Source organism: Streptomyces sp. MNU89 (genome assembly GCF_020982505.1).
In the GTDB taxonomy this organism is placed as follows: Bacteria; Actinomycetota; Actinomycetes; order Streptomycetales; family Streptomycetaceae; genus Streptomyces; species Streptomyces xinghaiensis.
Map to the genome: position 1 here is coordinate 1,749,970 of NZ_JAJKLL010000001.1, position 25,045 is coordinate 1,775,014.

Here is a 25,045-nt window from a genome sequence, read left to right on the forward strand (position 1 = left end):
CCGCCTTGCGCTCCTCGTTCTTCTTCATGATCACGCCCTCTCGCCTGTCGTACAGGGGCGGTCCGAGGCCCGGCCGTCCGGGACCCGCCCGTCTCCAGTCTGTTCCGGCCCGGCCCCGGCCGCACCCGAAGCGGCCCCGGGCGGACCCCTGGCAGATTGCGCGCACATCCACCCCGCATACGGGTACTCGCCGCCGCATGGCCGATATCGAACTCCGCAGTACTGCCTTCAGCGGCGAGTCCTTCATCCCACGCACGTACGCCAGGGACGGCGACAACCTCTCTCCCCCGCTGAGCTGGTCCGGGGTGCCGCAGGAGGCGGCGGAACTCCTCCTGCTCTGCGAGGACCCGGACGCACCGAGGGGCACCTTCCTCCACTGGCTGGTCACCGCCATCGACCCGGCCTCGGGAGGCGTGGAGGCCGGGCAGACGCCCCCGGGCGGCACGCCCCTGACGAACGGCTTCGGGGACCGGGGCTGGGGAGGCCCGTACCCGCCGCCCGGCGACCGGGCCCACCGGTACTTCTTCCGCCTCTACGCCCTCCCCGGCCCGGTCTCCCTCCGCGACGGTGCGACCACCGGCGAAGTCCACTCCGCCGTGGACGACCGGCAGCTCGCGAGCGGCACGCTGTACGGGCTGTACGAGCGCTGAGCCGGGCGACGCCCCCGTACACAGGGCACCCGGCGGCGCCACGCACCCGGAGCAGGAAGCGCCCACACCTGAAACCGACCGGCCGGTATCCAGGATCGGCATATCCGGTTAAGCTGCTGCGGCGCCGCCAGGACGCCGCAGAAGCGGGCGGTTCCCCGCGCCGCTTCGGCGGCGGGAACCACCCCCGACGAGACGACGAGAAGGGGAAGCCGGATGGCAATCGATCCCTCGGGAGCCGACCTCGCACGGATGGTGGCGGAGGACCCGGGCGGCCCCGTCGTCATGCTCAACCTGCTGCGGTTCACGGAGGACGGCCGCTCCTCGTACGCCGAGTACGCCCGGCGGACGCAGAAGTTCCTGGAACGCTACGGGGCCGAACTGCTCTACGCCGGCGACGGCACCACGCCGCTGGTCGCCGAGGAGGGCCAGGCGTGGGACGCAGTCCTGCTGGTCCGCTACCCCAGCCGCGAAGTCTTCAGCCGCATGGTCGCCGACCCCGAGTACCAGCAGGTCACCGCCCTGCGCAGCCGGGCCCTGACCGAGGCCGTGCTCCAGCCGACCGTCCCGTGGACGGGCCGCCGGGCCGACTGACAGCCCGGAGACTCGAACTCTTCTCCGCCGATCCCTCCAGCCCCGGCCCGGCATGTACTCGTGACCGTGGAGCGGAGCGTGTGGCCCGGCTACCGCGCAACGCGATCAGTCACAACGCAACCCGGTGACCGCCGTCAATGGCCGTCTGTACGCGCGACGCCGATACGGGTACGCGGCGAGCGGCGTGACGGCGCCCCGTCGTCCGCGTTGAGCCAGGGAGGCAGAACAGCCAACTGGCGCGAGTGGCGTACGGACACGAAGGCGGGGAACTGCGATGGCGGTCGACGAGGCACCGGTGCATGTCGGGGACGGCTGGGACAACGACGACGGCACGGCTCCGCGGGCCGCGGACAGGTCCGGCCAAGGGGTGGTCGTCGCCTTCGGGCGGAGCATGAAGATGCTGCGGCTGCGGAGCGGCATGGAACGCGCGGATTTCGGACAGCAGTTGGGCTACACGGCCTCCAGCATCGCGGCCTTCGAACAGGGGCGGAGGATTCCGTCGTCCCGAACGATCGAGCGGGCGGACGAGGTACTGGCGGCGGGCGGACTGCTGACCGTGTGGAAAGAGCAGATCGAGCAGGCGCAGTACCCGGTGTTCTTTCAGGGGATGGCGGCCCTGGAAAAGGAGGCCGTTGAGCTGCTCTCGTACAACGTGCATGTGCTCAACGGTCTGCTTCAGACCGAGGAGTACATGCGGGCGCTGCTCGCCATGAGGCGTCCTCCGCTGGACGAGGAGACGATCGAGCAGCGGGTGATGGCCCGATTGGCCCGGCAGAACATCTTCGATCGTCGCCCCGCGCCATTCCTGAGCTTCGTGCTCGACGAGTCGCTTCTCCGACGCCCGTACGGGGGCAAGGCTGTGCTGCGCGGCCAACTGGAGCACCTGCTGTTGATCGGCCAGAAGCGCAACGTCGAGATCCAGGTCATGCCACTCGACCGCGAGGACAACGCGGGCGTGAACGGGCCGTTCACCGTCGTCACACGCAAGGACGGCAAGAAGTTCGTGTATGCCGAGGCGCGAGGAATCGGCTCTCTGCAAACTGACCCGGAGCAGGGGGTCCTGGCCGCCGCACTCTATGGGATCATCCGATCCCAGGCTCTCAGTCCGCGAGAGTCAACGGAGTTCATCGAAGGGTTGCTGGGATCGCTATGACCAACGCTGAGTCCTCGACCGTCGCCTCCGGCCTCGCCTGGTTCACGAGTAGCTACAGCGGAACCGAGGGCGGCGAATGTGTCGAGGTAGCCGCCGGTACGGGAGTTGTGCACGTCCGGGACTCGAAGGACGCGGCCGGCCCCGTCATCCGCGTCTCGCGCGAGGCATGGACGGGCTTCGTCGGGCTGGCCTCGTCGGACCGGGGCGTCTGACGGCGGCCGTCCGTACCCGAGAGCCCTGCCGGTCCCCTGCGGACCGGCAGGGCTCTCCCGATTCGGGGGCTGGTGCCACCTGCGGAAACTCGGAGGTGAGGTACGGGGTGCGGCGGGTACCCGGAGGCTTGGTACGACGTACGCGAGACCCCGGGAGGTGTCCCATGGGGAAACTGGGCGATATGGCGAAGAAGGCCAAGCAGGCGGCGAAGGGCCACCCGGACCAGGCCGACAAGGGCGTCGAGAGGTCCGAGCGCATGGCCGATGAGCGGACGGGCGACAAGTACGACGCCCAGACCGACAAGGCCGCCGACGCGGCCCGCCGCTCCTACGGAGGCGACGAGCCGAAGGAACGGTAGCCCCGGCGCCGCAGCCCGGCCCCCGGTGTTCACGCGCCGGGGGCCGACGGTGCTCTACCGCGCCTTTGCCTTGCCCCCTGATCAGGAGGAGAGGCGATAGGTGGTCACCATGAGAACGCTCCGGTCAGCCCTCCCCCATCAGGGCAGGTCGACCCGCGGGCAGGAGTAGGTGTCGGCCGCTGCGTCGAGGAAGTTCTGAAATGTGCCCTTCAGGGCCGGCTCGGCACGGTCGGTCGGCACGGCTTCCTCGGGCAGCGAGAATCCCTTCAGACCACATGCGTTCCGCGCATCCGTCTTACGCAGAGACTCCGGAGCGGCGAGAGCGGGAACACCGGTGCGAGCCGGTGCTGCACAGCCGGCCTTCTCGGCGACCTGCCGAGCCGAGTGCGTCAGAAGCCTCGCCAGGCCCGCACGATCCGCTGAACCCTTTTGGACGACGGCTTCAACGGTCGACACTGGAGCCTCGCCGGAGAATACGACCCGGCTGCCCTGGATCCCGCCGACCTTGTCCCAGCTCGACTCCGGCAGAACCGCATATCCACGGGTCGCTGGCGCGCTGACCGATCCCGCTTGGAAAGATAATGCGAACACTGACTCGAGCCGCATGGGAGGACGCTGTCGTGCGCCTCCTGGATGACGTGTACTCCTTCGCGGCAACCGGCCCGAGGACCCGTGCCGGTTGGCAGAAGGACACGCTGGCGGTGATGAACCGGGACATCGGCGATCCCCGCGAATGGATCACGCTCGACTGGGAGGTCGGGGTCTTCTGGTCCTTCCATCCGATCTGATCCGGGGTGTGCGGAGCGATGCGTACGCCGTCGGTCAGGTCCAGGCCCGTCGTTCCCGGCCGCGGGGGTCGTCGGTCTGGGTCCACTGCGCGTCGATGCGCATCGTGGCCCGGCGCTCGCTGTCGTACCGGTCCCAGCCGGGGTCGCCCGTCCCCGCGAACCGGGTCCACGCCTCGTGCACCCGGGCGGCGAGATCCGCGGGGGGCTTGTCGGGGCCGAGCAGGCCGCCCGGTCCGTGCAGCTGCGGAAGATGCGCCAGATCGAAGACGAAGGGCAGCTCTACCGCGTGGGCGGCGCCGAGCTCTCCGTCCAGGGCGTGGGAGCGCCACGCGAACTCGTAGGCGAAGGTGGCGGATTGGGAACGGCTGGCATGAGCATCCGCCAGTGCCCGACTCCCCGCGCCGAACGCGGCGTCGCCCATGATGGCGGACCGCAGCTCGCCGAAGGACGCCCCGGGGCGGGCCTTCCGGTACGTCTCGACGAGCCGCGCCGGATCCGGGTGCGAGCGGGCCGCCGCCGCGTGGACATCCTCGGCGGTCGAGGTGGAGTACGCGCCCACGGGGGCCAGGTAGAGGTTTCCCTCCTCGGTGTTGCTCCCGATGAGCAGGTCGACGTCGGCACCGAGGCCGGCGGCGACGGATTCGGCGGGCTGTGTGTCGAGGACGAGACTGAAGGGGCTGAGCCCGATCAGGGGGTCGCGGTGCGTCTCGGTCCGCAGGTCGATGCCCGCGAGCCGGTTGGCCGCCTCGACCAGACGCTCGTCGGAGATGCCCGCGAAGGCGTCGGCGTGGGGCTCGATGCCCAGGGCCCCGGCCGCCGCCCGGGTGACGCGGGCGGCCTGTTCGGCCGTGAACGCCCCCAGGCCGTTGCCGCTCTGGACGATCGCCCGGTGGAAGAGGCCCGTGGCCTCGGGGGTGGCGAGGACGCCGCCGACGATGGTTGCCCCGGCCGACTGGCCGAAGAGGGTGACGTTGCGCGGATCACCGCCGAAGGCGGCGATGTTGTCCCGGACCCAGCGCAGCGCGGCGACAACATCGAGCAGGCCGCGGTTGGCGGGTGCTCCGGGGATGTCGAGGAACCCGGCGATGCCGAGCCGGTAGTTCAGGGTGACGAGGACGACACCGTCGCGGGCGAAGCCGGAACCGTCGTACATCGCGGACCGCGTCGATCCGGCGACGAACCCGCCGCCGTGGACGAAGACCATGACGGGCCGGTGGCTGTGGCCGCGGTTGTCGCTGTGGCTGCCCGCGGCTTCGGGTGTCCAGACGTTGACGGTGAGGTAGTCCTCCCCGCGGCTCCAACCTGCACCGAAGTAGGGGGACATGTCGACACTGCCGAGCTTGCGCTCGGACTGCGGCGCGTTGGGCCCGGGCACGGTGCCGTCTCGTACGCCGTCCCAGGACGCGTGCGGCTGCGGCGGCGCGAATCGGCCGGCGCCGAGAGGAGGGGCGGCGTAAGGGATGTTCAGGAAGGCGGTGGTGCCGCCCAGGCGCAGGCCGCGGACCGCCCCCTGGGCGGTGGTCACGACGGGGCCGGGGTCCGGGTGGGGGTGGTGGGGGTTCACGTGGTTCACAGTGGTGCCTTTCCGCGTGCCTCTGCCTTGTCTGCTGCTGCCGTGTCTGCTGCTGCCGTGTCTGCTGCTGCGTGGCCCACCACCAGGGCACCTGGCCGTGGTGGTGGGCCGGCGGGAGGTCAGAGCCGGTCGAACGGGGCCCACCGCTTGATGCCGAACGAGCCGCCGCTGCGTTCCACCTCCAGCGCGCCGTGTCCCGCGAAGTGGGCGGGCAGGACGAGTGCGTTGCTGTCGGCGGCCCAGCCGAGGATCTCCTGCCGGGTCCTGCGGGCCGCCGGCGCGTCCTCGCAGAAGCAGCTGTTGTGCTCCGGCCGCATGACTTGGAAGGGGGAGTGCATCAGGTCGCCGACGAAGACCGCGCGCTCGGAGCCGGAGGCCAGCATGACGACGCTCGATCCCGGCGTGTGGCCGGGTGTTGCCTGCAGACGCAGGTTGGCGTCGATCTCGTGACCGGATTCCCAGAGCAGGACCTGGCCGGCGGCGTGTACCGGCGCGACGCTGTCCTCGAAGACGTTCTGGTTGACCCCGCCGGCGATCTTCGGGTTGTTGGCCGGGTTCCAGAACTCGAAGTCGGCCTCGGGCATCAGGTACGTGGCGTTGCGGAAGGTGGGCACCCAGGTCCGGCCCTCCAGGCGGGTGTTCCAGCCGACGTGGTCGACGTGCAGGTGGGTGTTGACGACGATGTCGACATCGTCGGGGCGCACGCCTGCCCGCTCGAGGTTGCCGAGGAAGTCGAGATCCAGGTGGCCCCAGGACGGTGCGTAGGGACGCTCCTTGTGATTGCCGACCCCGGTGTCGACCAGGATGGTCTTGCCCTCGCTGCGCAGCACCCACGTCTGCACGGCGACCTCGCATATCCCGGTCTCGTCGTTGAGGAAGTCCGGGACGAGCACGGGCCGGTGTTCGACCCAGTCCTCCTTCGGCGAGCCCGGGAAGAATACGTCCGGGGTCATGCCGACCGGGCCGTGCAGCTCCTCGACCCGGGTCACCTCGACGTCGCCGAGCGTCATGTCACTCATGGTGTGTGCTCCTGTATTCGTATCGTTTCGTGGACGGGTCCTGCCGGTGGCGGCCGCTCGGGCGGGCACGCAGCAGTCTGGGATCGGTCGCGGTGGTGCAGGCGGCGCTGAGCACGTACACGTCCTTGCCGCGCAGCGCGACGGAGGTGGGGTTCTGCGGTCCGTGGCCGGTGTCCATGAGCGTGGTGGTAGTGCTGTCGGGCCGGATGCGCACGCTCTTGTCGGGGGCGTTGAGGCCGGCGAGGACCTCGTCGCCGCGGCCGGGTTCCTTCACTGTTTTCGGGCAGGCGGCAGCCGGGGTGCGGCCCCGTGGCCTGGAGGCGTTCCGGGAGAAGTGGCCGAGGGGTGTGGGGGCAGCCCGGTGGCGGGACGCTGTGGCGGATACGCAGGCTGCGGGCGCCCTCGGCCGACGAAGTGGCTCGCGTCAGGCGGTGCGGATCAGGCGGTTCAGGTCAGGCGGTGCGGGGTTCGGCATCCCGGCGCGGCTGGGCCGCTTCCGGCGGTGCGGTGCCATGGGCGAGCAGAGCGAGGGCTTCCGCGGAGGGGGAGCCGGGGGCAGCCGTGGCCACCACCAGGGACGGACCGTTGCCCTGCGGGCTCTGCAGTGTCTGCTGGGTGACGGTCAGTGCCCCGACCAGGGGATGGCGCATCTCGAAGTCGGCGGCATCGCAGATCAGGACCCGGTGATCGGCCCACATCGTGGCGAACTCCGGGCTGCGCATGGTCAGTTCGCCGATGAGCCCGGTCAGGAGGGGATCGTCCGGGTACCGGCCGGCTGTCAGGCGCAGATTGCCGACCACGGCCCTGGCCTTGGCGGACCAGTCGGCGTACAGCTCGCGGGTGTGCGCGTCGAGGAACACCAGCCTGGCCATGTTCGGCCGCCGGGCCGGTGTGTTGGGGCTGTCCGGATCGAGATGGCCGGCGAACAGCGCGTGACCTTGCCTGTTCCAGGCCAGGACATCGCTGCGACGGCCCAGGACGATGGCGGGTGTGCCCTCGATGGCCGCCAGCAGGGCGCTGGTCGCCGGGGTGATGCGCTCGGCCCGCGGCCGGGCCGCGGCTCTGCGCCGTTTCGGTGCGCGGGCGAGGTCGTGCAGATGGGCACGCTCGGATTCGTCCAGGCGCAGGGCGCTCGCTATGGCGTCGAGCACCTCGCGCGAGGCGTTCCGTGACTGGCCCTGCTCCAGGCGGGCGTAGTAGGGCGCGCTGATGCCCGCGAGCATCGCCAGTTCCTCGCGCCGAAGCCCCGGCACCCGGCGCCGCTCGCCGTAGGTCTGTAACCCAACGTCGTCGGGGCGCAGTCGGCTCCGGCGTGCCTGGAGGAACTCGGCGAGGTGCCCGTGCTTGTTCATGGGGTCGAGTATGCGCACCGCCGCCGGGGTGTGCCTCACCCTGCCGGGGTGGGGATCGGCGGGGTCCGGTCGCGCCCCCATACGCGCCCCTCCGGGCTGTTGCCGGGTTGGAGCCGGTTCGGCGTCGGCGCGGTGAAGCCCGGTCTTGATAGCGTCATCGGACGGGCAGGGGCACGACAAACGAGCCAACGGGGGCGGTGTGGCGCGGGCCGGCACGGTGCGGTGGATGTCATGGACGGCGGCGGTTGTCGCCCTGTCCCTGGTGGCGTCCTGGATCTGGTGGCGCGAGAGCGGAACGGCGGCCCGCTGGCGTTTCGAGAAGGCGATGAAGACGTACTGCGGCGGCCTTCTCGCCCACGAGCGGAGCGAGCTGTACGACGGGTTGTGGCACGAGACCGACCTGCGGTTGGACCAACGGTACGGGTCTGAAGCGCACCGTTGCATGCTCGGGCTCACGGACGTGACGGTCGTCCGCGTGACCCGGGACAACCTCCGCACCCTGAACCTGGACAGAGTGCTGCTGCCGTTGAAGGGCGATCGGCTGCCGGTTCCTCTGCCGGGCGGCTGGCGGGGAGTGACCACCGGACATTCGATCCGGATCGTGTCCGACTGCCGGGGTGGCGATGCGGCAGTCGCCGTCACCATCTCCCCGTATTTTCCCAGTGGCCAGCGTGAACGGCCCGAGGACGGCTGGTTCGGTATGGACGAGGAGTGGGTGCGGTTCGCCACCGCCACCGTCGTCAAGGCCGCCGACCGCTGGAACTGCGTTGTCGAGAAGGGCGCACGCGTCACGGAACTCCCGGCTCCGGCGGGGCCACGGGACACCGGGCGGGCCGAAGGCACGTGCGCCGGTCTGCCGTTCGCCCGCGACAAGCGGTTCGACACGGTGACGGAAACACCGACGAGCGCTTCGGCGGTCAGTGAACGCTGCGAAGTCAGCGGCGAGTTGGGCCCCTTCAACACCCCATACGTCCTCGCGGCCGACTTCGGCCCCTTCGCGGAACGCACGCGGCGGAAGCAGGAGGCGTACGGGGAGGCAGGGCGGACGAAGTACTCGATGTGGGCGACCGCCCACTGCCCCGGCGACCCGGCTCGCGCCCACCTCTCCGTGTCCATCCCTCCGGAAGCGAGCGTGGAGTACCACATGGACAAGGAGAACGAACCCCGCGAGGAGACCTTCGGCCTGCCGGCGCTCACCGAGTTCGCCAAGCGGTCGGCGGACCGGCACGGCTGCACGGACCTGCGACTCCCCCGGTAGCGGCTCCGGAGGACCCCTCCCGAACCCGTGTCCCCGCCCTTCGGTCGTGGGCGTTCGCCGGCCTTGCCTGCGTGCGGACGCTGGGGCTTGGAGTGCCGACGGTCCCGGGGCAGCGAGCGGAAAGCGCTCAAGGACGGCTTGACGGCCGGGAGTTGGGCCGTTACCGTGCCAGCGATCCGGAATCTCGCGCACCGTTCGCAATATCGAACCACCGACGCCATCCGGCAGCCGGCCCCGCGTTTCCCGGCACTTCACAGGGCAGACCGAGGCAGCATCTGCGTTCACCACCGCCATGAAGGCACATTCCGCGATCACGTCTACGCATGGGAACGCTCCCAAGGCAATGCGCCGCAAGACAGGGAAAGGCACTCGGGGCAATACCGTCACCCACCCCCGCCCCATGCCATAACGGGGGGTGGGGAGACGGGGAATGACGTCGACCGCACCAGAAGACCCGAACGGCACAGACCAATACATCGGTTCAGGAGGAATCATGACGTTACGCCGGGATGAGCCCACGGCCAGCGGGCCGGAATCCCCGAGCCGGAGGTCTGTTCTGGCGGCGATGGGCGCCCTTCCGCTCCTCGCGGCGGCCCCGCCGGCCGCGGGAGCGTCCGGAGCACCGGCCGCGGCGGCCGCGCCGGCCGCTGACGTGATCGTCGACCCCTCCGCGGCGCGGCAGACGATCCGGGGCTTCGGCGGCATGAACCACACGGTCTGGATCAGCGACCTGACACCCGCCCAGAGGGACACGGCATTCGGCAACGGCGAGGGACAACTGGGGTTTTCCGTGCTGAGAATCCCCGTCCACGAGAACCGGGCCAACTGGAGCCGCGAGGTGGCGACGGCGAAGCGCGCGGTCGAGCACGGGGCGACCGTCATCGCGTCACCGTGGAATCCCCCCGCGCACATGACCGAGACCTTCGTCCGCGGCAACCAGACCAACGCGAGGCGGCTCCGCTATGACATGTACGGCGCTTATGCGCAGCATCTCAACGACTTCTCCGGGTTCATGGCGGACAACGGCGTGGACCTGTATGCGGTATCGGTGCAGAACGAGCCCGATTACGCCCAGGACTGGACGTGGTGGACCCCGAACGAGATGATCCGGTTCCTCCGGGAGAACGCCGGCTCGATCGGCACCAGGGTCATCGCCCCGGAGTCGTTCCAGTACGTGAAGAGCTTCTCGGACCCGATCCTCAACGACCCCCAGGCACTCGCCAACCTGGACATTCTCGGAGCTCACCTCTACGGAACCCCGAACCAGAACTTCCCCTACCCCCTCTTCAGGGAGAAGGGCGTCGGCAAGGAACTGTGGATGACCGAGGTCTACCACCCCAACAGCAGCGATTCGGCGGACCTCTGGCCCCAGGCGCTCGATGTGGGAGAACACATCCACCGGGCCCTGGTGGACGCCGAGTTCCAGGCGTACGTGTGGTGGTACATCCGGCGGAGCTACGGCCCTATGAGGGAGGACGGCCGCATCAGCAAGCGCGGTGCCTGCATGGCACACTTCTCGAAATTCGTCCGCCCGGGATATGTGCGGATCAATACGGCCGCGAACCCTCAGCCGAACGTCTACACATCCGCGTACACGGGCGGTGGCTCCAAGGTGGTCATCGTCGCCGTCAACAAGGGCGCCTCGCAGGTGAGTCAGACGTTCACCCTGACGAACACCACGGCGCCCAGCGTGTCGTCCTGGCTGACGGACGCCGGCAGAACCCTCGCCCCGCAGGGCGGGATCACCGTGTCGAACCGCTCCTTCACGGGCACGCTTCCGGCTCGAAGCGTGACGACCTTCGTGACCGGGTGAAGCGAACCACCCCGCTCCCGCGTTCTTCGGCGGCCGCCCGGTCCTGACCCCCACGACCCTGGCCAACCCCCGCTACGTCGGCGAAGTCTTCGGCGTGCTGAGGGACGCGGGTGTCGGCGTTCACCACTTCTCCCTCAAAGGTTTCCCCGGAAGATCCTGAAGCAACGGATCGGCGGGCGGAGCTTCTTCCCGGGCTATCCCGATCGGGAGGAGCAGGGCCGGCGCGGGGCCATGGACGGAATCGAGGCCTGCATGGCCGCTGCCGGCACCCTGCCCGGCAACACGGTCTTCCTGGACGGCGAACTGACCCCGCGGGAACTGGCTGATGCAGCGCTGACCCGTATCGGCCCAGGACGATGAGGGCCCCGCCCGGTGAGGAAGCGTTGGCGGTACCCGAGGCTTGCGAGTGGGCCGGGCTCCCCGTACAACACAGTCCGCAGGACCGGCCCGGGAGTGCTGGCGCCTATGCACTCTGCTGCGGGGAAGTTCAGTTCCGGCGGCGGGAGTTGACTCTCCACCCCTCGACGGCGGTGCGTGCGTGGCACGGCGGCGGTCCTCATCCCGCTGGCGACGGACACCGCGAGCAGTGCCCTGGAACAGGGCATCAGCCAGATGGTCGGCGACGTCTCCGACAACTCGGTGGACGAGCACAAGGAGAAGGTGGAGGACATCGTCCGGGAAGAGAAATTCAAGATCTACTCTGCGGGTGAGAGCATGGCCGAGGCGCCGATGGAGGCCTTCATGCGGCGCAATGGCGTGGATACCGACAGCGATTTCGGCCAGGACCTCAAGGAGTCCATGAGACTCGGCTACTCGACGGGCAACGAGCGCGAGAACCAGCAGGGCAACGACCCGGAGACGGGCTGAGGCCAGGGACGGGCCGAGGCGGGGCGGACGATGCCGAACGACGACGAAGGATGCTGATGGTTACCGTGACCAGTCGTAGAGGGACGCGAGGGCTCCTCTGTGCGGCCGTGGCTGGCACTCTGGTACTCGCCGTGGCGGGTTGCAGCGGAGGGGACGACGGGAGCGGCGGGAAGGAAGCCGACACCTCCGTGGCGGCCGAACGCCTCTGCGGCGGCAACGCCGTTTCCGCGGAGGCGGGCGAAGCTCTCCAAGTGATCATGGGCTCGGCACGGTTCGACCCATCCAGCGAGAAGTCCACGGTAGCGGCCGCCGCGAGGGAACTGAGCCGCAGGGACGATTTCGGCGGGGACATCTGCCGGATCTACCCGCCTGCCGACGCTCCGGTCAAGGAACTGCGGATCCGCTGGTACTGGGACGACAGCGCGCCGGACGACGACACCGCCGCGAAGTTCACCCTGCTGCCGATGGGCGAAAAGGCCGGCACCGCACCGGACGTCGCGTTCATCACCTTCGCCTGCCGCGCAGAGGAACTGACCGGCACCACGCCCCAACACATCACCATCATGGTCGAGCCCGGAGGCAGGCCCACGGAACCCGAGGGCGATACGGAGGAACTGGAGGCACTGAAGGACGCCCACGCCACCGTCGCCCACTCCTTCTCCCTGGCCATGGCGAAGGAACTGGGCTGCGAGGACAACGGCGGGCTGAAGGCCAAGCCGTCCCTGACTCCGGCGTAGACGGAAGGCGCGGGCCGGCAGGCTGATCCGGGCACTTCGGCGCTCCGGCCCGACGCGCGGGACCGGCAACAGGTGGGGGAATCGTCTTGCTCGTCTGGGTGAACGGTGCGTTCGGCAGCGGGAAGACGACACTGGTGGACGAGTTGCGCCGGCGATGGCCCGAGGCACTGGTCCACGACCCGGAGATGGTCGGTTACGTACTGCGGGAGATCGTGGAGGTGCCGACCGGCGACTTCCAGGATCTGCGGCTGTGGCGACGCCAGGTCGCGGACCTGGCGGTGGGCCTCGTCGAGGAGTACCGCCGCCCCGTTCTGGTGCCCATGACCCTGGTCAACCCGCAGTATGCCGGTGAGATCTTCGGCGTATTGAAGGGCGCGGGCATCACCGTCCACCACTTCTTCCTCCAGGTTTCCCGCGAGATCCTGGAGAAGCGGATCGACGGCCGGAGTTTCACCCCCCACGATCCCGAGCAGGACGAGCGCGTCCGGCGCTGGTGCAAGGACAGGATCGGACCGTGCACGGCCGCGGTCGATGTCCTGCCCGACAACACCGTGTTCCTGGACGGCGAGCTGCCCCCGCGGGAACTTGCCGGCCAGGTGCTAACACATATCGGTGCCGTCCCGGGCAGCTAGGTCATACGGCACCTCGATGCGGTCCTGTCGTCTGCCGCGGCCGGTGAAACCCGTCCCCGCCCAGCCGCGTCAGAGGACCGGACAGCCTGCCGCTCCGTTCGCCCGGGAGGTCACATGCGTGTCCGGACATCGCCCTCCGTCAGCCTGCTCGCCGCGCTTGCCATGACCGCCGCCGGCCTGGGGGCCGTCTCCGGTTGCGGCAGCGGAAAGGGGGCCGAGGACGGCGACGCGGAGGCACGGGCGCAGCGTGCCCGGCGGGTCGCCGCGGCCTGGGACGGGTCGGAGGCCGCCACCGCCTGGCGTGCCGGCTTCCACCCCATGGGCGACGTGATCCGGCTGCCGCGGGGCGGCCTGCGGAGCACGGCTGACGAGCAGGCATTCCGGGACCACCGCTTCGTCCTGGACGGGAAGTTGCTCGCCGCCTCGCCGAAGGAGGGCCGGGTGGCCTGGGCGAAGGGCGGTTCGCTCAACCGGCCGCTGGTGGGGGCGGAGGAGGCGTACAAGACCCTGTCGCGCGGTCGCGCCGGCGGACGGCCGCACCTGACGGTGACGGGGGCGGAGCTCGGGGAGATGAGCGTGGCCACCAGCCGCGGGCCGGCGGTGGTATCGGCCTGGCTGTTCCACCTGAAGGGGTACGACTCTCCCCTCAAGCAGGCCGCCGTCCTCCCGTCGGAACTTCCCCGGCCGCCGATCCGGCGGGCCGACGGCGTCCCCGGCTATCCGCTCGACCGGCTGGTCGAGGTCTCCGGCGACGGGCGATCCGTGACCGTGGTCGCGCTGCACGGAGTCTGCGACGACGGCCCCGTGGTGGACGTCCTGGAAACACACGGCAGCGTGGTGCTGTCGGCCTCCGTCAAGGGCCGCGAGGACACCGGGTACTGCACCAAGCAGGCCAAGATGCAGCAGGTGACGGTGAAACCGGACCGGCCCGTGGGCGACCGCGTCCTGCTCGACGCCCACACCGGCCGCCCCGTCCCCTACAAGCCACCGCACGGGCCGTCCCCGAGTTGGCGGTGATCCGCCGCTCGGCGTCCGCTCGGTGGCACCGGATGGTGGTGGAGCACGGGCACTGATGACGCGTGCGGGAGGGCAACACAGGTGGACGAGTCGCGTCCGCGACGGTCCGACGCACTGGTCCGTGACCCGGAGATGGCCGGCTTCGTGCTTCGGGAGATCGTGGACGTGCCGACCGGCCACTCGGCTGTGGCGCCCGCGAGTCGCCGACCTGGCGATAGGGCTCGTCGAGGAGTGCCGGCCGACCGGTCCTGGTCCCCATGACCGGCCGGCCCCCGAACGGTGGCGCCGGAATCAGGTCGGGTCGCCCTCCAGGTCCACGCGCGTGGCCAGTTCTCCCGCCGCCCACATCTCGCGGGCGCGTTCCAGGCACTCCTCCTCGGACTCCACTTCGTCCGCGAGCCGGAGACCGATGACATTGTTGATCTCGTCCGCCCTGTTGTCCGCGTCGGAGCCCGGGCGGCCGAGTTCGTGCGCGTCGCCCATCGCGACGGCGAACTCCTCGCCCAGCCTCTTCTTGAGCAGGCACTGCCAGTACACGTGGCGTACGGCGTTCTGCTCCTCCGCGTCCGTCATGTGCTCGACGACCTGGAACACCCTGCGGTGCACCCCGAGCCAGTGGAAGAGATTCCCGGGGTACCGGAGAATCACCTGGTACTCCTCGTAGGAGATGTTCTTTCCGACCAGGTAGACGTATTTCCGCAGTGCGGAGAAGCCTTCCTCCTGGAGATCCTTCATCACCTTGGACAGGATTCCCGCGGCTTCCGCCATGTTCCGTGACACGGCGTCCTTGGTGCCCGAGTTCGAGAAGCCCAGCCATCCGACTCCGGTGACGGCCAGGATCAGGAATCTGGTGGCCAGGTTCAGCGGGAAGGGAACCATGAGCGTGATCGCCGCCACGGCCAGATAGGCCGCGACCTGGCCCCCGCTGATGTCCCGGGGGGCGATGCCCTGCGTCCCGCCGAGCTTCTGCCAGGTCTCCACCATGGTGTCGAAGACGTCCTCGCTCGGCACGGTGTTGCATTCGCAGCGGAATCCGGTGCCGCTCGGCGCGCTCATGTGCATGGTCCAGTTGCCCGGTTGCGGGTCCTTGATGATCAGGCACCGGATCGAGGACCCGGACATCATGACGAAGGTGCCGGCGTCCTGGACCTCGTGGTCGTAGGTGGTCCCGCCGGGGTCCTGGAGGGTCATGACGACTCCCTCGGGGAATTCCACCGAGTCGTCGTCCCGCATGACCGCCGAGTAGAGGTACGGAGTGCCCTCCCTGACGAGCATCGAGGTCGTCAGGTTCACCATCGCCACATTGTCGCCCTGCGAAGGGATGGTGCCGATCAGGCAGTAGGAGCAGTCGTTGGACCCCAGGGCCTGCGTGACCAACGCCGGCACGGTGCGCGGCTCGTTGCTGACGTCGAAAAGGCCGTAGAGGCCGCCGATTCCCTGGTCGTCGATTTCCGTAGGCTGGTCGAAATACTGGCCTTCGATGAGCGCCGGGGTCTGCCTCGCGCCGGCTTTCCAGTCGTCACTCAGGGAAAGCCCCCACAGGCGCGACCGGTACCGCGTATACCCGGACGGGCCGCCCTCCTCCGCTTCCATGTGGCCCCAGTACCAGGCCGGGGCATCGACCGACTCGAGGACGTCGAACTCCCCCCAGAGTCCCAGAGCGCCCTTGTCGACGATGCGGGTCGGCCTGTTGAAGTACTGCCTCTTGATCACCGCCGGGGAGCGCTGGGCGACGTCCACCCAGTCCGCGCCGTCGGGGATGTTCCACAGCCGGGCCGAGAACTGCCGCACACCGGGCCGGATGATGCCGTCGTCCTTGAACTGAAGGGCGTCGGTCGAGAAGCCCAGGAAGCCGACGGAGTCCCACAGGCAGTGGCTGGCCACCACGGTCGGTGGCTGCGTGACGGGCTCGGGCTCGGGATGGCCGGAGGCGCGGTAGAGGGCCTTGATGATGCTCTTGCCGTTGTCCCAGACGTCATTGGAGAGTTCCCAGATGATGACGCCCTGGGCTCCCACGTTCTGGAGGAAGTCGAGCTTGGTGACGGCGGTGTCCGGGGTCTCGAAATGGATGTTGTGGGCGTACGGGTAGTCGCCCGGAGGCAGGGGTTCGTTGAGGGCGGGCCGGGGGGTGCTTCCGGGCACCTTGATGTTCGCCTTCCCGGCTTGATGAGCGTCCGGGAACGCGTCCAGGATTTCCTTGTACCGCAGCACCTTGTAGCCCGGGGGGACCTCCCCGGTCAGGTCGTCCGGGTCCTTGGCCGCGGCGAAGTCATAGCCGTAGACCGGCACTCCTGCCGCGATCTTGTCGCGGGCCACCTTCTGCCCCGCCCCCTGATGGTTCACGAAGAGAGGGTTCGTCCAATACCAGAGAGAGTCCTCGACGGACAGGATCGGATTGTTCTCGATGTTGTCCGCTTCCGTGGAGGAGCCGCCCGTTCTGGGGCCCGGCCAGCCGCCGTGCTGTTCGGGAAGGTACGTCTCCTGGTAGACATCCGACTCGCGAACGCCCGAGGTGTCCTCGCTACGGATCTTGAGCAGGGCGGAGTGCGGGCCCACCGGAGACCGGTCCCACGAGCCGGTGAAGTCATAGGTCATGACCCCGAGCCAGTCGACGTGGTCGGCGACCTCGGGATCGTAGTTGTTCCCGTACCAGGAGGTGCCGAAGACGGCCGCCGACACGATCTTGTCGGGCATGGCCTGCTTCAGCCTCTGGGCGAACAGCGTCAGGCCCCGTCCCGCGGGATGCGGCCCGTCGCTCTTCGTCCGGCCGCCCTGGTCCGGCTCGCCGGGCCTGCCCCACCAGCACTCCAGATCGAGGTCGACGCCGTCCAGGCCGTTGGCGGTGACGAAGTCCACCACCTTGCGCACGGCCTGTTCGAGTTGCGGGGCGGCCGGATCGTTCCCGACGGCCGTCATCAGGTCCAGGAAGGCGTAGTCGTTCGCGCCGCCCAGCGCGACCATGATCTTGGTGTTGGCCAGATGTGCGGCGATGACCACGTCCGGGAGGATGGTCCCGACGTCCGCGACCGACGTGGGGTCGAACTCGCCGGGGTTGGTCTCGCTGAACGTCAGGAACGCGATGATGCCGTGCGTGATGTACTGATACATCTCGCCATTGCCGTAGTCGAATCCGTCCGCTGTGCGCCACGTCGGGATGTAGGCGATGACTTTCGACTGCTGGGCGGGCGTGTTCGAGGTCTCGTCGTACAGTTCGTCGAAGAACCGCCAGCCATTCGTGTTGGCGTCCCCCACCCCCGGCTCCGCGGCCCAGAAGGCGGCACGGAAGATGTTGCCCTTGTACTTGGTGACGGCCCCTGCCTGATAACCCTCGGGTTTCGCGACCCATTCGGGAACGTCAGGGTAATCCGACGAAACACCCACTGAAAACCCACTCCCCTGCTGTGGAAACCACTGTGCTGTGGAAGAAGCGCACCCGCTCAACGAGGCTGATCCGGCGATGAATCCGGCGCCGCCGGTGGCCGCCCCTGCATCCGCCCCATTCCCCCCGGAAGCATTCGTGCGGCAACGGCAACGGCCAGTCAAGCAGAGCCTTCCTCATCGGCCCAGACCAGAATCAGCCGTCAACAATCTCCTCGGATTTCCAGCCACATGAATGCCGTGGGTCTTCGTGCCGGTCTTTGCCCGGGGGAACGCATGTCCGCTTCGAAGGCCCCAGTCCTTTTGGGCACTTCCCGGCAAGAAAAAGTACCCGGCGCACCACACGAACAGCCGGACAGCTCATGACCCCGCGCTTTCACCAGGCCAACCGTCCGGCAGACGGCCGGCGAACAGAAAGTGAAGCCTTACCGTTCCGGCGGCAGCGGTGTGCCGTCCGGAATCAGCTACGCCTTCGTCGATGCGGCCACGCCCGCACAGCGTCGGCAAGAGCAGGCCGCTGTCCTCCCTTCGAAACTCCCCCGCCGCCGATCGGGCGGGCCTGTCCGGTGATCCGGCCGGGCCACCGGACAGGCGGCGGTCAGCGCGAGTGGCTCACGCCTTTCTGCGGGTGATCGCATGGGTGATGGCCAGTGCGGCCGCCAAGAAGCCCGCGGCGACGGCGAGCAGGACGCTCGTGGTGACCAGGGCACCCGCCGAGTCCGGCGCGTTCTGCAGGTGGGTCAGCATGATGTTGACCGGGGAAACGCCCTTGCCCAGCAGCACGGCCAGCAGAAGCAGCAGGACGGCGACCAGCGCGTAGCCCTGCCGCCGGAACACGAGCCGTGAGCAGAGCAGCCCGATGGCCATGCCGGTGACGGCGGAGGTGAGTTGGGCCATGGTCCCCAGGGCCAGGTCCGCGAGGCCGGGTGTGCGGGCCCCGAACAGCAGCGGCAGCGCCAGACCGGCAGCCGTCAGCAGCAGGCACCACACGGCGGCCGTCCCGGCCGTCGCGAGCAGGACGCGCAGATGGCTGCCTGCGCTGACGACGACGATCGAGCGGTGCGGCTGGTCCTCGAGACCGGTCAGGGCCATGGTCAGCCAGACCGAGCACAGAAGCATGGCGCCGGCCACCGAGGAGTAGGTCGCGGTGAGCGGTCCGGTGTCACTGCTCGTCAGCACGGCCACCAGGCCGATGAACAGCAGCAGCGGCGCGAGGTAGCGCTGGGAGAGCAGCATCACCGTGAACGTGTAGCGGACCAGGGCGATCACAGGGCTGTCCCCCTCGTATCGGCCCGGGTACCGGGCTCGTCCGCGGCCTCGGCCAGGCCCGCCACCGACCACCGGTGCCGCAGCGCTGTCAGCAGCACGGCGTCCGAGTGCTCCCGCGCGACCCGCAGGACGACCGCATCGCCCCGCCGGGCGGTGCCTGCCACGCCCGGCAGCGCGGGCCAGTTCACCTCGGCCGGTATGACACCCGTGGGCGGCGCGGTCAGGACCAGCTCGACCAGTGAGGTGCGAATCCCGGTGTGCGGACCGCCACGCCAGGTCACCCGGCCGTCGCTGATGGCGTAGACACCGCCGGCGTGCGCCTTCAGGACCGCCTCGTGGTGGTCGGTGAAGACCACCGCCCCGCCCTGGGAGGCCACTTCGCCGATCAACTCGGCCAGGACACCGTGGGCCGAGGCGTCCAGACCCGACCAGGGTTCGTCCAGGACCAGCAATTCGGGCCGGACGAGCAGGGCCTGGGCCAGCGCCACCTTCTGCGCGTTGCCCTTCGACAGCGTCCGCAGCGACGCCTCCCGGCCGCCCACCAGGGACAGCCGCTCCAGCAGGTGACCTCCTCGGGCCCGGGCGGCGGCAGTCGGCAGGCCACGGATGCGGCCCATGTGGGTGAGGTAGGAGAGAGCCGGGATGCGGTCATGGGCGGTGAAGCGGTCCGGTACGTAGCCGATGTTCGGCGGCCGGCCCGACACGGTCCCGGAGGTGGGCCGCGAGAGTCCCGCGAGGATTCTCAGCAGGGTCGACTTCCCCGAACCGTTGCCGCCCACCACCGCGAGGACATCGCCGGCCGAGACCCGCATGTCCACGTCGCTGAGGACCCACCGTCCCCTGCCGTAACGCTTGCCGACCGCCTCACAACGTAACAACTCGACTCCTCGATGTGGCCTGCGCGTTGAAGCTCTGGTGGGGTTCTCGACCGGGCGCCGGCCATGCATGCGACGCCGAGGCCGGCAAGCCCCTTTCGCCCGCACCGGGCACGCCCTCCCCGTCGCGGGCCGAGCACTCGTGCGAAGCCGTGATCCCTCACCGAGCATTCTCCGTCGTGGGCGTGGCGTGAGTCTTCGCGCTTCGCGGCTCGGCTCAGCCGGTTCTCGCGGATCGGTCCAGGGCGTCGAGGTAGGCGGAGAGCCGGCCGGCGGCGTACAGCTGGGCCGTTCCGCGGGACGTGAGGTCGCGCCGCCATCCTTCCAGGGTGGCGGCCAGCGCTTCGAGGCTGCCGGCGTCGCGGAGTTCCCCGAGGACGGTGGCGATGGTGGCCAGGGCCTGGCCTCCCCGGCGCAGCAGGTGCGCCAGTTCGGCGTCGCGCACGTCCGGCGCGAGGTACTGGCGGTGCCCGGTGCGGGGGTCACGTCGCGGGGTGAGGACGCCGGCGCGTTCCCAAGCACGCAGGGTGGCCGGGTTGAGCCCGAGATGGCGGGCGAGTTCACCGATGCCGAACGGCGCCCGGGTGCCGGCCGCCGCGGCGGTCGCGGAGGTCGCGGAGGTCTCGGCCGGAGTGGCGGTCGCGGCCGGGGTGGCGGTCGCGGCCGGGGTGGCCGTCGCGGTCGGAGTGACGGCTCCGAGCGACGAGAGCGCCGCTTCGACGGTTCGCAGTGTGGCGCGGTCGCGCGCCAGGAGTGCGTGCCCCTCGTCGACGCACTCCAGGGCTTCGTCGAGCCGGCCGCCGGTGACGGCCCGCATGATGCGCCGGCTCGCCGAGTGGCCGAAGGCGGGGACGAGCGCCAGGTGGGCCGCGAGCCCGGCGGCATGGGTGGCGGTGTACTCCCGGTATCCGGTCGGGCCGCGGTGAGCCGGCGGGATGATGCCGGCGTCCTCGTAGTTGCGGACCGCCTGCGTGGAGAGGCCGTGCCGGCGGGCCAGGTCCACGGGCCGCATCTGACCTCCGGTTGAGGGTTCGGCACCCAAGGAGGCGGAGACTTCGTCGCAGAGTCTCCACCGGGCGTTCAAGGATACGATTCAGGGGCATGGCACAGAACAGGCACACCGTGTCCGGGGACTTCGACCTGACGCTGGACGAACTGCGCGTCGTGGCGCGTTACGCGGTCCGGCACGCGGAGGATGTCCTGCCGGTCTTCGAGCAGGCCGTTCCCGGCGACCCGCGCCCCCGTGAAGCGATCGACGCGGCCTGGGAGTTCATCAACGGCGCCAACCGGACGGCACTGCAGCGCGTCACCTCCCTCGACGCCCATCGAGCCGCCCGGTCCGCGCCCTCCGAGGCCGCCCGCCTGGCCGCACGATCCGCCGGTGATGCCGCGTCGGCCGCCTATCTGCACCCCATCGCCCGGGCCCACCAGGTCGGGCACATCCTGCGGGCCTCCGCGAGCGCCGCGCGCGTCGGGGAGCTGGAGTCGGGCGGAGACCCCGCGATCGGGGACGCCCTGCTGGAACGGTCGCGGCAGCGTGCGACACCGGTGCTCATCGACGTGCTCCGCCGCTACCCGCCCGCGACAGGCGGCAGCAGTCGCGTCGCCCGGCTGATGAGCGCGCTGGACCATTCCCTGCGCCTGGCGGCCGGCCGGCCGCCGGGCCCTACCGCGGGGAGTGGCGCCGAGGCGCAGAGGACGGGGAGCGCGTCGTGATCCTCCCGAAGGTCCGCGACCCCCGCTTCGTGACGATCCGCCGCGGGGGGACTCTCACGGACGCGGATCACCGTCTCCTCGCTCTCTGGGCCGCCTCCTGCGCGGAGCACGTGCTCGGCCTCTTCGAGTCGGCCCGGCCCGGGGACCCGCGACCGCGCCGGGCGATCGGGCACGCCCGGGCTTGGGCGCGGGGCGAGGTGACGATGATGCGGGCCCGCGCGGCGGGCGGTCATGCGATGGGAGCGGCCAGGGACCTGCGCGGGGCGGCACGGCATGCCGCGTACGCCGCCGGTCAGGCCGGGGCCGTCGCCCACGTCGCCGCGCACGAACTCGGCGCGGCCGCCTACGCGGTCAAGGCCGCGCGGGCCGCGGCGCCGGAGGGCGAGAGCGAGGCGGCGGGACGACTCGAGTGCCAATGGCAGCGCGATCAGCTCCCGGCGGCGATCCGCGAGCTCGTCCTGGACGACCAGCGGCTGCGCAACGACATCTGCTGGTCGGTGTTCGACTGCTGAGGCCGGATGCGAGGCCGGGACTGTGTACGGCCCGCCGCCTCCCGGGGAGGCCGGCCCTCCGGCCACGGGCCGCGACCCCGTCAGGTGACGCGGGAAGGCGGGCGCGTGCCGTCGGTGCGTCACCGGCGGGCGTTGAGCCGGGCGGCCTGGCGGGTCAGGTGGTCGCGCTCGGCGAGGTTGGGTGCCTGGCGGGCCGCCTCGGCGTACAGCCGTGCCGCCGTCGCCAGGTCGCCGTCGCGCTCGTGGAGGTACGCCGCGACCGCGGTGTACCGGGGGATGCGGTGCCCCCTGCTCGAAGACTTTGTGGCGGAGGCGTCGTCCACTGCCGCGAGTGCGGCCAGGCCGGCGCGCGGTCCGTCCGCCTCGCCGACGGCGACCGCGCGGTTGAGCCGGACGACGGGACTGTCGTTCAGGCGTACGAGTTCGTCGTACCACTCGACGATCTGCACCCAGTCGGTCTCCCCGGCGGTGGGCGCGTCGGCGTGCAGGGCCGCGATGGCGGCCTGGGCCTGGAACTCGCCCAGCCGGTCGCGGGCGAGAGCCGCCTGCAGGATGCCGATGCCCTCGGCGATCGACGCGGTGTCCCACCGCCCGCGGTCCTGCCAGGCGAGCGGCACGAGGCTGCCGTCGGGCGCGGTCCGGGCGGCGCGCCGGGCGTGGTGAAGCAGCATGAGAGCGAGCAGCCCCGCCACCTCGGGGTGGTCGATCGCGGCGGCGAGCTGCCGGGTGAGGCGGATGGCCTCGGCGGCGAGGTCGACGTCGCCGGAGTAGCCCTCGTTGAAGACCAGGTAGAGGACGCGCAGCACGGTGGCGACGTCGCCGGGACGGTCGAACCGCACGCCGGAGACGGTGCGTTTGGCCCGGCTGATGCGCTGGGCCATGGTGGCCTCGGGCACCAGGTAGGCCCGGGCGATCTGACGGGTGGTCAGCCCGCCGACGGCGCGCAGGGTGAGCGCGACCGCGGAGGACGGCGTCAGCGACGGGTGGGCGCACAGGAAGTAGAGCTGGAGCGTGTCGTCCACCGCGGGCGCGGCTCCGGGCGCCGGCTCCTCGTCGAGGAGCTCCTCGCGCCGGCGGCGGGCGGCGTCCGCCCGGGCCGCGTCGAGGAACCGGCGCCAGGCCACGGTGACCAGCCAGCCCTTCGGGTCCCGTACGGGCCGCCCGCCGCCCGAAGAGCCCGAGGAGCCCGAAGAACCCGAAGCGTCGCCGGAACGCGGGGAGTTCGGGGAGTTCGCGGAGCCGTTCGCCGGCCAGGTGCGAAGCGCCTCGACCAGCGCTTCCTGCACGGCGTCCTCGGCCGCCGCGAAGTCGGCTCCGCGGCGGACGAGGATCGCGATGACGCCCGGTATGAGGCTCCGGAGGAGGACCTCGTTCACCTCAGGTCACTCCGTGACGGTGGGCGGCGCGGTCAGGAACGGGCGCACCTCCAGCCACTCGTGGATCGGCTTGCCGCCCTTGCCGGGGGCGGCCGACAGTTCCCCGGCCAGCTCGACGGCGCGGTCGTAGCCGTCGACGTCGATCACCATCCAGCCGGCGATGAGGTCCTTGGTCTCGGCGAACGGGCCGTCGGTGACCGGCGGGCGGCCCTCGCCGTCGTAGCGGACCCACGCCCCCTCGGGGGCCAGCGCCTGGCCGCCGACGAACTCGCCGGTCTTCTCCAGCCGGTCCGCGAAGTCCTGCATGTACTGCATGTGGGCCGAGATCTCCTCCGGCGTCCACTGGTCCATGGGTACGTCGTTGACCGCGGCCGGCGCGCCGCGGTAGTGCTTGAGCAGCAGGTACTTGGCCATCGTGTCTCTCTCCTCAGAGCGGGTGCGGCCCATTGTGGTCGCGTTCACCACGGGGACGGAGCCGGTCGCCGGTTCTCGACATCGCCGGCGGATTTTTTTGCCTCGGGTGGACCAGCCGAGGTGAGATGCCCCGCGGTGTCCGGGATGCCGGCGCACGTTTCAGCGGCCGGCATCGCGGGCCTCTCACCTCACGACGGTCCTCACGCCGCTCCGTCCGCGGTGCGGTGCAGCGTGAACCAGAACCAGAACCGGAACGTCGAGGTCGACGACCGCCACCCGCCAGCCGTGCCGGGCCGGATACACCGCGTTGGTCCCGGTGCCGCAGCCGAGTTCGAGGGCCCGCCCGGGCGCCGGCGCGCCGGGCCCCTCCACCAGGGCGACAAGTTCGGGCGGCGTGACACCGGCGTTCCGGGCATAGACCTTCGTGAGGATCCGCCCGAACAGGGCCCGGTCCGAGGCTTCGGACGCCGACCCGTCGCCCATCCATCACGACACCCTGGTGTCCTGGAGCAGCGCGACGAAGCCTTCTTCGTCCTCGGGGACGTGGGGCTCCGGAAGCAGTCGCTCGGTGCGCAGAGTCGGGGTCACGGACCCCGCCGCCTGCCTCGCAACGCCGGGGCCGGTACACCCGTCCGGATGCCTCACGGCGTCCCCAGGCCGCTGAAGCCGGCGAGGCGGGGCGAGACGGTGACGGGGAAGGACGCGCCGCCGGGGGTCTTGAGGGCCGCCACGATGTCGTGGTCCGGTGCACCGAACACCTCGAAGTGCTGCACGGTGCAGTGCTCCATCACCTCGCGGATGTACGGGTCCGCCAGCCGCCAGTGGGTGCGGATCGCCTCGGAGTCGCGGTAGAGCTGGAAGCTGTGCGCGAGCATCCGCTCCTCGTCGAGGAAGACCTCCACCATGAGCTGGGGGCCGTGCTCGTGCGCGAAGCCCACGGCCTGGGCGATGGCGCGCCGGAAGCCGTCGAGGTGGCCGTCGGTGATGCGCATGGTGTTGCGGAAAAGGATGGTGCCGCTGTCTGTGATCTTCATGCCTCGAGCGTTGTACGTGAACCGGAGCTGAGGTCAAGGACGCGGGCCGGCCCGGGGCACGGGGACGGAGCCGGCGACGGTGCCGGGACCCACTGCGCGAGCGGCCGGCCGGGCAAGGTCAGGGGCTGACGACGAGGTTGCTCGCGCGCAGGGACTCCACGAGGGCCGCAGGCGCCAGTCCCCCGATCCGCCGCGCCACAGCCGGATCGGGGCCGACCGTGCCACGGCCGCCGGGCACCACGAGGGTGTGGGCCTCCCCGACGCGGCCGAGCTCGCCGTCGGGCAGGGGACGGACCGCACAAGACGAAAGGCAAGGAGATCGGCTCTCCTTGCCACTCTCAACGTATAGCGCACGGGGGGCCTTGCGGCAAGGCCCCGGTCGTGCTGCAGAATCTCCGCCCGAGGCCGGAACCTGCGGAAATCGGGGATACGCGGACTACGTACAGCTTT

The 25,045-nt window shown here is 70.4% G+C and carries 26 protein-coding genes and 2 pseudogenes; 15 read left to right on the plus strand and 13 right to left on the minus strand.

Features of this window, described 5'->3' with window-relative positions; translation table 11 throughout:
- The first annotated feature begins 197 nt into the window (after positions 1-197).
- The 5 genes from E4N63_RS07415 (at position 198) to E4N63_RS07435 (ending at position 2,965) form a co-directional block, all read left to right on the plus strand.
- The gene (locus E4N63_RS07415; RefSeq protein WP_230240269.1) at positions 198-650 is read left to right on the plus strand and encodes a YbhB/YbcL family Raf kinase inhibitor-like protein; all 453 of its coding nucleotides are present in this window, start codon (positions 198-200) and stop codon (positions 648-650) included.
- A gap of 213 nt (positions 651-863) precedes the next feature.
- On the plus strand, positions 864-1,241 hold the full coding sequence (locus E4N63_RS07420; protein ID WP_125625585.1) for a DUF1330 domain-containing protein: 378 nt from the start codon (positions 864-866) through the stop codon (positions 1,239-1,241).
- 274 nt (positions 1,242-1,515) lie between these two features.
- Positions 1,516-2,394: a helix-turn-helix transcriptional regulator gene (locus tag E4N63_RS07425; protein WP_125625584.1), complete on the plus strand. Its 879-nt coding sequence runs from the start codon at positions 1,516-1,518 to the stop codon at positions 2,392-2,394.
- The gene (locus E4N63_RS07430; RefSeq protein ID WP_125625583.1) at positions 2,391-2,606 is read left to right on the plus strand and encodes a DUF397 domain-containing protein; all 216 of its coding nucleotides are present in this window, start codon (positions 2,391-2,393) and stop codon (positions 2,604-2,606) included. Before E4N63_RS07425 ends, E4N63_RS07430 begins: the two co-directional genes overlap by 4 nt.
- Before the next feature lie 164 nt (positions 2,607-2,770).
- Positions 2,771-2,965 (plus strand): antitoxin, encoded by a 195-nt coding sequence (locus E4N63_RS07435; protein ID WP_125625582.1) that lies wholly within the window; start codon positions 2,771-2,773, stop codon positions 2,963-2,965.
- A 138-nt stretch (positions 2,966-3,103) separates the two neighbouring features.
- Here the strand turns inward: E4N63_RS07435 and E4N63_RS07440 are convergent, their stop codons facing one another.
- The gene (locus E4N63_RS07440) at positions 3,104-3,571 is read right to left on the minus strand and encodes a hypothetical protein (protein WP_125625581.1); all 468 of its coding nucleotides are present in this window, start codon (positions 3,569-3,571) and stop codon (positions 3,104-3,106) included.
- A 14-nt stretch (positions 3,572-3,585) separates the two neighbouring features.
- Here E4N63_RS07440 and E4N63_RS07445 point away from each other — a divergent pair, with 14 nt between their 5' ends.
- Entirely contained in the window at positions 3,586-3,753 is a 168-nt protein-coding gene (locus E4N63_RS07445; protein WP_185831309.1) for a hypothetical protein, read from the plus strand.
- Between the two features lie 34 nt (positions 3,754-3,787).
- On the opposite strand, the gene E4N63_RS07450 is transcribed toward E4N63_RS07445, so the two are convergent.
- The 4 genes from E4N63_RS07450 to E4N63_RS07465 form a co-directional block, all read right to left on the minus strand.
- Positions 3,788-5,317 (minus strand): carboxylesterase/lipase family protein, encoded by a 1,530-nt coding sequence (locus tag E4N63_RS07450; RefSeq protein WP_230240270.1) that lies wholly within the window; start codon positions 5,315-5,317, stop codon positions 3,788-3,790.
- 128 nt (positions 5,318-5,445) lie between these two features.
- Positions 5,446-6,345, minus strand: coding sequence for an MBL fold metallo-hydrolase (locus E4N63_RS07455; protein ID WP_230240271.1), 900 nt, complete (start codon positions 6,343-6,345; stop codon positions 5,446-5,448).
- Entirely contained in the window at positions 6,338-6,619 is a 282-nt protein-coding gene (locus E4N63_RS07460; protein WP_230240272.1) for a hypothetical protein, read from the minus strand. Before E4N63_RS07460 ends, E4N63_RS07455 begins: the two co-directional genes overlap by 8 nt.
- 178 nt (positions 6,620-6,797) lie before the next feature.
- Positions 6,798-7,697 (minus strand): helix-turn-helix domain-containing protein, encoded by a 900-nt coding sequence (locus E4N63_RS07465; RefSeq protein WP_230240273.1) that lies wholly within the window; start codon positions 7,695-7,697, stop codon positions 6,798-6,800.
- A gap of 226 nt (positions 7,698-7,923) precedes the next feature.
- Here E4N63_RS07465 and E4N63_RS07470 point away from each other — a divergent pair, with 226 nt between their 5' ends.
- The 7 genes and pseudogenes from E4N63_RS07470 to E4N63_RS07495 all read left to right on the plus strand — a co-directional run bounded on the left by E4N63_RS07470 (position 7,924) and on the right by E4N63_RS07495 (position 14,021).
- Positions 7,924-8,955 carry a hypothetical protein gene (locus E4N63_RS07470; protein ID WP_230240274.1) on the plus strand — a complete coding sequence of 344 codons (1,032 nt, stop codon included), beginning with the start codon at positions 7,924-7,926 and terminating at the stop codon, positions 8,953-8,955.
- Between the two features lie 565 nt (positions 8,956-9,520).
- Entirely contained in the window at positions 9,521-10,768 is a 1,248-nt protein-coding gene (locus tag E4N63_RS07475) for a glucuronoxylanase (protein ID WP_374112707.1), read from the plus strand.
- Between the two features lie 231 nt (positions 10,769-10,999).
- Entirely contained in the window at positions 11,000-11,128 is a 129-nt protein-coding gene (locus E4N63_RS30525) for a hypothetical protein (RefSeq protein ID WP_268270981.1), read from the plus strand.
- A gap of 180 nt (positions 11,129-11,308) precedes the next feature.
- Positions 11,309-11,635 (plus strand): annotated as a pseudogene (locus tag E4N63_RS07480) (hypothetical protein); the annotation flags it as partial.
- A 107-nt stretch (positions 11,636-11,742) separates the two neighbouring features.
- Positions 11,743-12,372: a hypothetical protein gene (locus E4N63_RS07485; RefSeq protein WP_230240276.1), complete on the plus strand. Its 630-nt coding sequence runs from the start codon at positions 11,743-11,745 to the stop codon at positions 12,370-12,372.
- 86 nt (positions 12,373-12,458) lie between these two features.
- The gene (locus E4N63_RS07490; RefSeq protein WP_230240277.1) at positions 12,459-13,004 is read left to right on the plus strand and encodes an AAA family ATPase; all 546 of its coding nucleotides are present in this window, start codon (positions 12,459-12,461) and stop codon (positions 13,002-13,004) included.
- Between the two features lie 114 nt (positions 13,005-13,118).
- Positions 13,119-14,021, plus strand: a complete 903-nt coding sequence (locus E4N63_RS07495) for a hypothetical protein (RefSeq protein ID WP_230240278.1) — start codon at positions 13,119-13,121, stop codon at positions 14,019-14,021.
- A gap of 291 nt (positions 14,022-14,312) precedes the next feature.
- On the opposite strand, the gene E4N63_RS07505 is transcribed toward E4N63_RS07495, so the two are convergent.
- The 4 genes from E4N63_RS07505 to E4N63_RS07520 all read right to left on the minus strand — a co-directional run bounded on the left by E4N63_RS07505 (position 14,313) and on the right by E4N63_RS07520 (position 20,555).
- On the minus strand, positions 14,313-17,402 hold the full coding sequence (locus tag E4N63_RS07505; RefSeq protein WP_230240279.1) for a glycoside hydrolase family 18 protein: 3,090 nt from the start codon (positions 17,400-17,402) through the stop codon (positions 14,313-14,315).
- Between the two features lie 609 nt (positions 17,403-18,011).
- Positions 18,012-18,668 carry a hypothetical protein gene (locus E4N63_RS07510; protein WP_230240280.1) on the minus strand — a complete coding sequence of 219 codons (657 nt, stop codon included), beginning with the start codon at positions 18,666-18,668 and terminating at the stop codon, positions 18,012-18,014.
- Positions 18,665-19,546 carry an ATP-binding cassette domain-containing protein gene (locus E4N63_RS07515; RefSeq protein WP_268270984.1) on the minus strand — a complete coding sequence of 294 codons (882 nt, stop codon included), beginning with the start codon at positions 19,544-19,546 and terminating at the stop codon, positions 18,665-18,667. The genes E4N63_RS07510 and E4N63_RS07515 overlap by 4 nt, the downstream gene beginning before the upstream one ends.
- Positions 19,547-19,760: 214 nt before the next feature.
- The gene (locus E4N63_RS07520) at positions 19,761-20,555 is read right to left on the minus strand and encodes a MerR family DNA-binding transcriptional regulator (RefSeq protein ID WP_230240281.1); all 795 of its coding nucleotides are present in this window, start codon (positions 20,553-20,555) and stop codon (positions 19,761-19,763) included.
- 89 nt (positions 20,556-20,644) lie between these two features.
- Between E4N63_RS07520 and E4N63_RS07530 the strand changes: the two genes are divergently transcribed.
- Complete coding sequence (locus E4N63_RS07530; protein ID WP_228430137.1) at positions 20,645-21,259, plus strand: putative immunity protein; 615 nt, start codon at positions 20,645-20,647, stop codon at positions 21,257-21,259.
- A complete protein-coding gene (locus E4N63_RS07535) occupies positions 21,256-21,771 on the plus strand; it encodes a putative immunity protein (RefSeq protein WP_125621729.1) in 516 nt (171 codons plus the stop codon). The genes E4N63_RS07530 and E4N63_RS07535 overlap by 4 nt, the downstream gene beginning before the upstream one ends.
- Before the next feature lie 119 nt (positions 21,772-21,890).
- Here the strand turns inward: E4N63_RS07535 and E4N63_RS07540 are convergent, their stop codons facing one another.
- The 4 genes and pseudogenes from E4N63_RS07540 to E4N63_RS07555 all read right to left on the minus strand — a co-directional run bounded on the left by E4N63_RS07540 (position 21,891) and on the right by E4N63_RS07555 (position 24,595).
- Entirely contained in the window at positions 21,891-23,147 is a 1,257-nt protein-coding gene (locus tag E4N63_RS07540; protein ID WP_230240282.1) for an RNA polymerase sigma factor, read from the minus strand.
- A 6-nt stretch (positions 23,148-23,153) separates the two neighbouring features.
- Entirely contained in the window at positions 23,154-23,561 is a 408-nt protein-coding gene (locus tag E4N63_RS07545; protein ID WP_125621779.1) for a YciI family protein, read from the minus strand.
- 405 nt (positions 23,562-23,966) lie between these two features.
- Positions 23,967-24,149, minus strand: a pseudogene (locus E4N63_RS07550) (GNAT family N-acetyltransferase); the annotation flags it as partial.
- A gap of 53 nt (positions 24,150-24,202) precedes the next feature.
- The gene (locus E4N63_RS07555) at positions 24,203-24,595 is read right to left on the minus strand and encodes a hypothetical protein (protein WP_230240283.1); all 393 of its coding nucleotides are present in this window, start codon (positions 24,593-24,595) and stop codon (positions 24,203-24,205) included.
- Between the last annotated feature and the right edge of the window lie 450 nt (positions 24,596-25,045).

Coding starts and splice junctions, on each gene's coding strand:
- E4N63_RS07415 (WP_230240269.1), top strand. CDS start 198: ATGGCCGATATCGAACTCCGCAGTACTGCCTTCAGCGGCGAGTCCTTC.
- E4N63_RS07420 (WP_125625585.1), top strand. CDS start 864: ATGGCAATCGATCCCTCGGGAGCCGACCTCGCACGGATGGTGGCGGAG.
- E4N63_RS07425 (WP_125625584.1), top strand. CDS start 1,516: ATGGCGGTCGACGAGGCACCGGTGCATGTCGGGGACGGCTGGGACAAC.
- E4N63_RS07430 (WP_125625583.1), top strand. CDS start 2,391: ATGACCAACGCTGAGTCCTCGACCGTCGCCTCCGGCCTCGCCTGGTTC.
- E4N63_RS07435 (WP_125625582.1), top strand. CDS start 2,771: ATGGGGAAACTGGGCGATATGGCGAAGAAGGCCAAGCAGGCGGCGAAG.
- E4N63_RS07440 (WP_125625581.1), bottom strand. CDS start 3,571: ATGCGGCTCGAGTCAGTGTTCGCATTATCTTTCCAAGCGGGATCGGTC.
- E4N63_RS07455 (WP_230240271.1), bottom strand. CDS start 6,345: ATGAGTGACATGACGCTCGGCGACGTCGAGGTGACCCGGGTCGAGGAG.
- E4N63_RS07465 (WP_230240273.1), bottom strand. CDS start 7,697: ATGAACAAGCACGGGCACCTCGCCGAGTTCCTCCAGGCACGCCGGAGC.
- E4N63_RS07470 (WP_230240274.1), top strand. CDS start 7,924: ATGTCATGGACGGCGGCGGTTGTCGCCCTGTCCCTGGTGGCGTCCTGG.
- E4N63_RS07475 (WP_374112707.1), top strand. CDS start 9,521: ATGGGCGCCCTTCCGCTCCTCGCGGCGGCCCCGCCGGCCGCGGGAGCG.
- E4N63_RS30525 (WP_268270981.1), top strand. CDS start 11,000: ATGGACGGAATCGAGGCCTGCATGGCCGCTGCCGGCACCCTGCCCGGC.
- E4N63_RS07495 (WP_230240278.1), top strand. CDS start 13,119: ATGCGTGTCCGGACATCGCCCTCCGTCAGCCTGCTCGCCGCGCTTGCC.
- E4N63_RS07520 (WP_230240281.1), bottom strand. CDS start 20,555: ATGCGGCCCGTGGACCTGGCCCGCCGGCACGGCCTCTCCACGCAGGCG.
- E4N63_RS07530 (WP_228430137.1), top strand. CDS start 20,645: ATGGCACAGAACAGGCACACCGTGTCCGGGGACTTCGACCTGACGCTG.
- E4N63_RS07545 (WP_125621779.1), bottom strand. CDS start 23,561: ATGGCCAAGTACCTGCTGCTCAAGCACTACCGCGGCGCGCCGGCCGCG.
- E4N63_RS07555 (WP_230240283.1), bottom strand. CDS start 24,595: ATGAAGATCACAGACAGCGGCACCATCCTTTTCCGCAACACCATGCGC.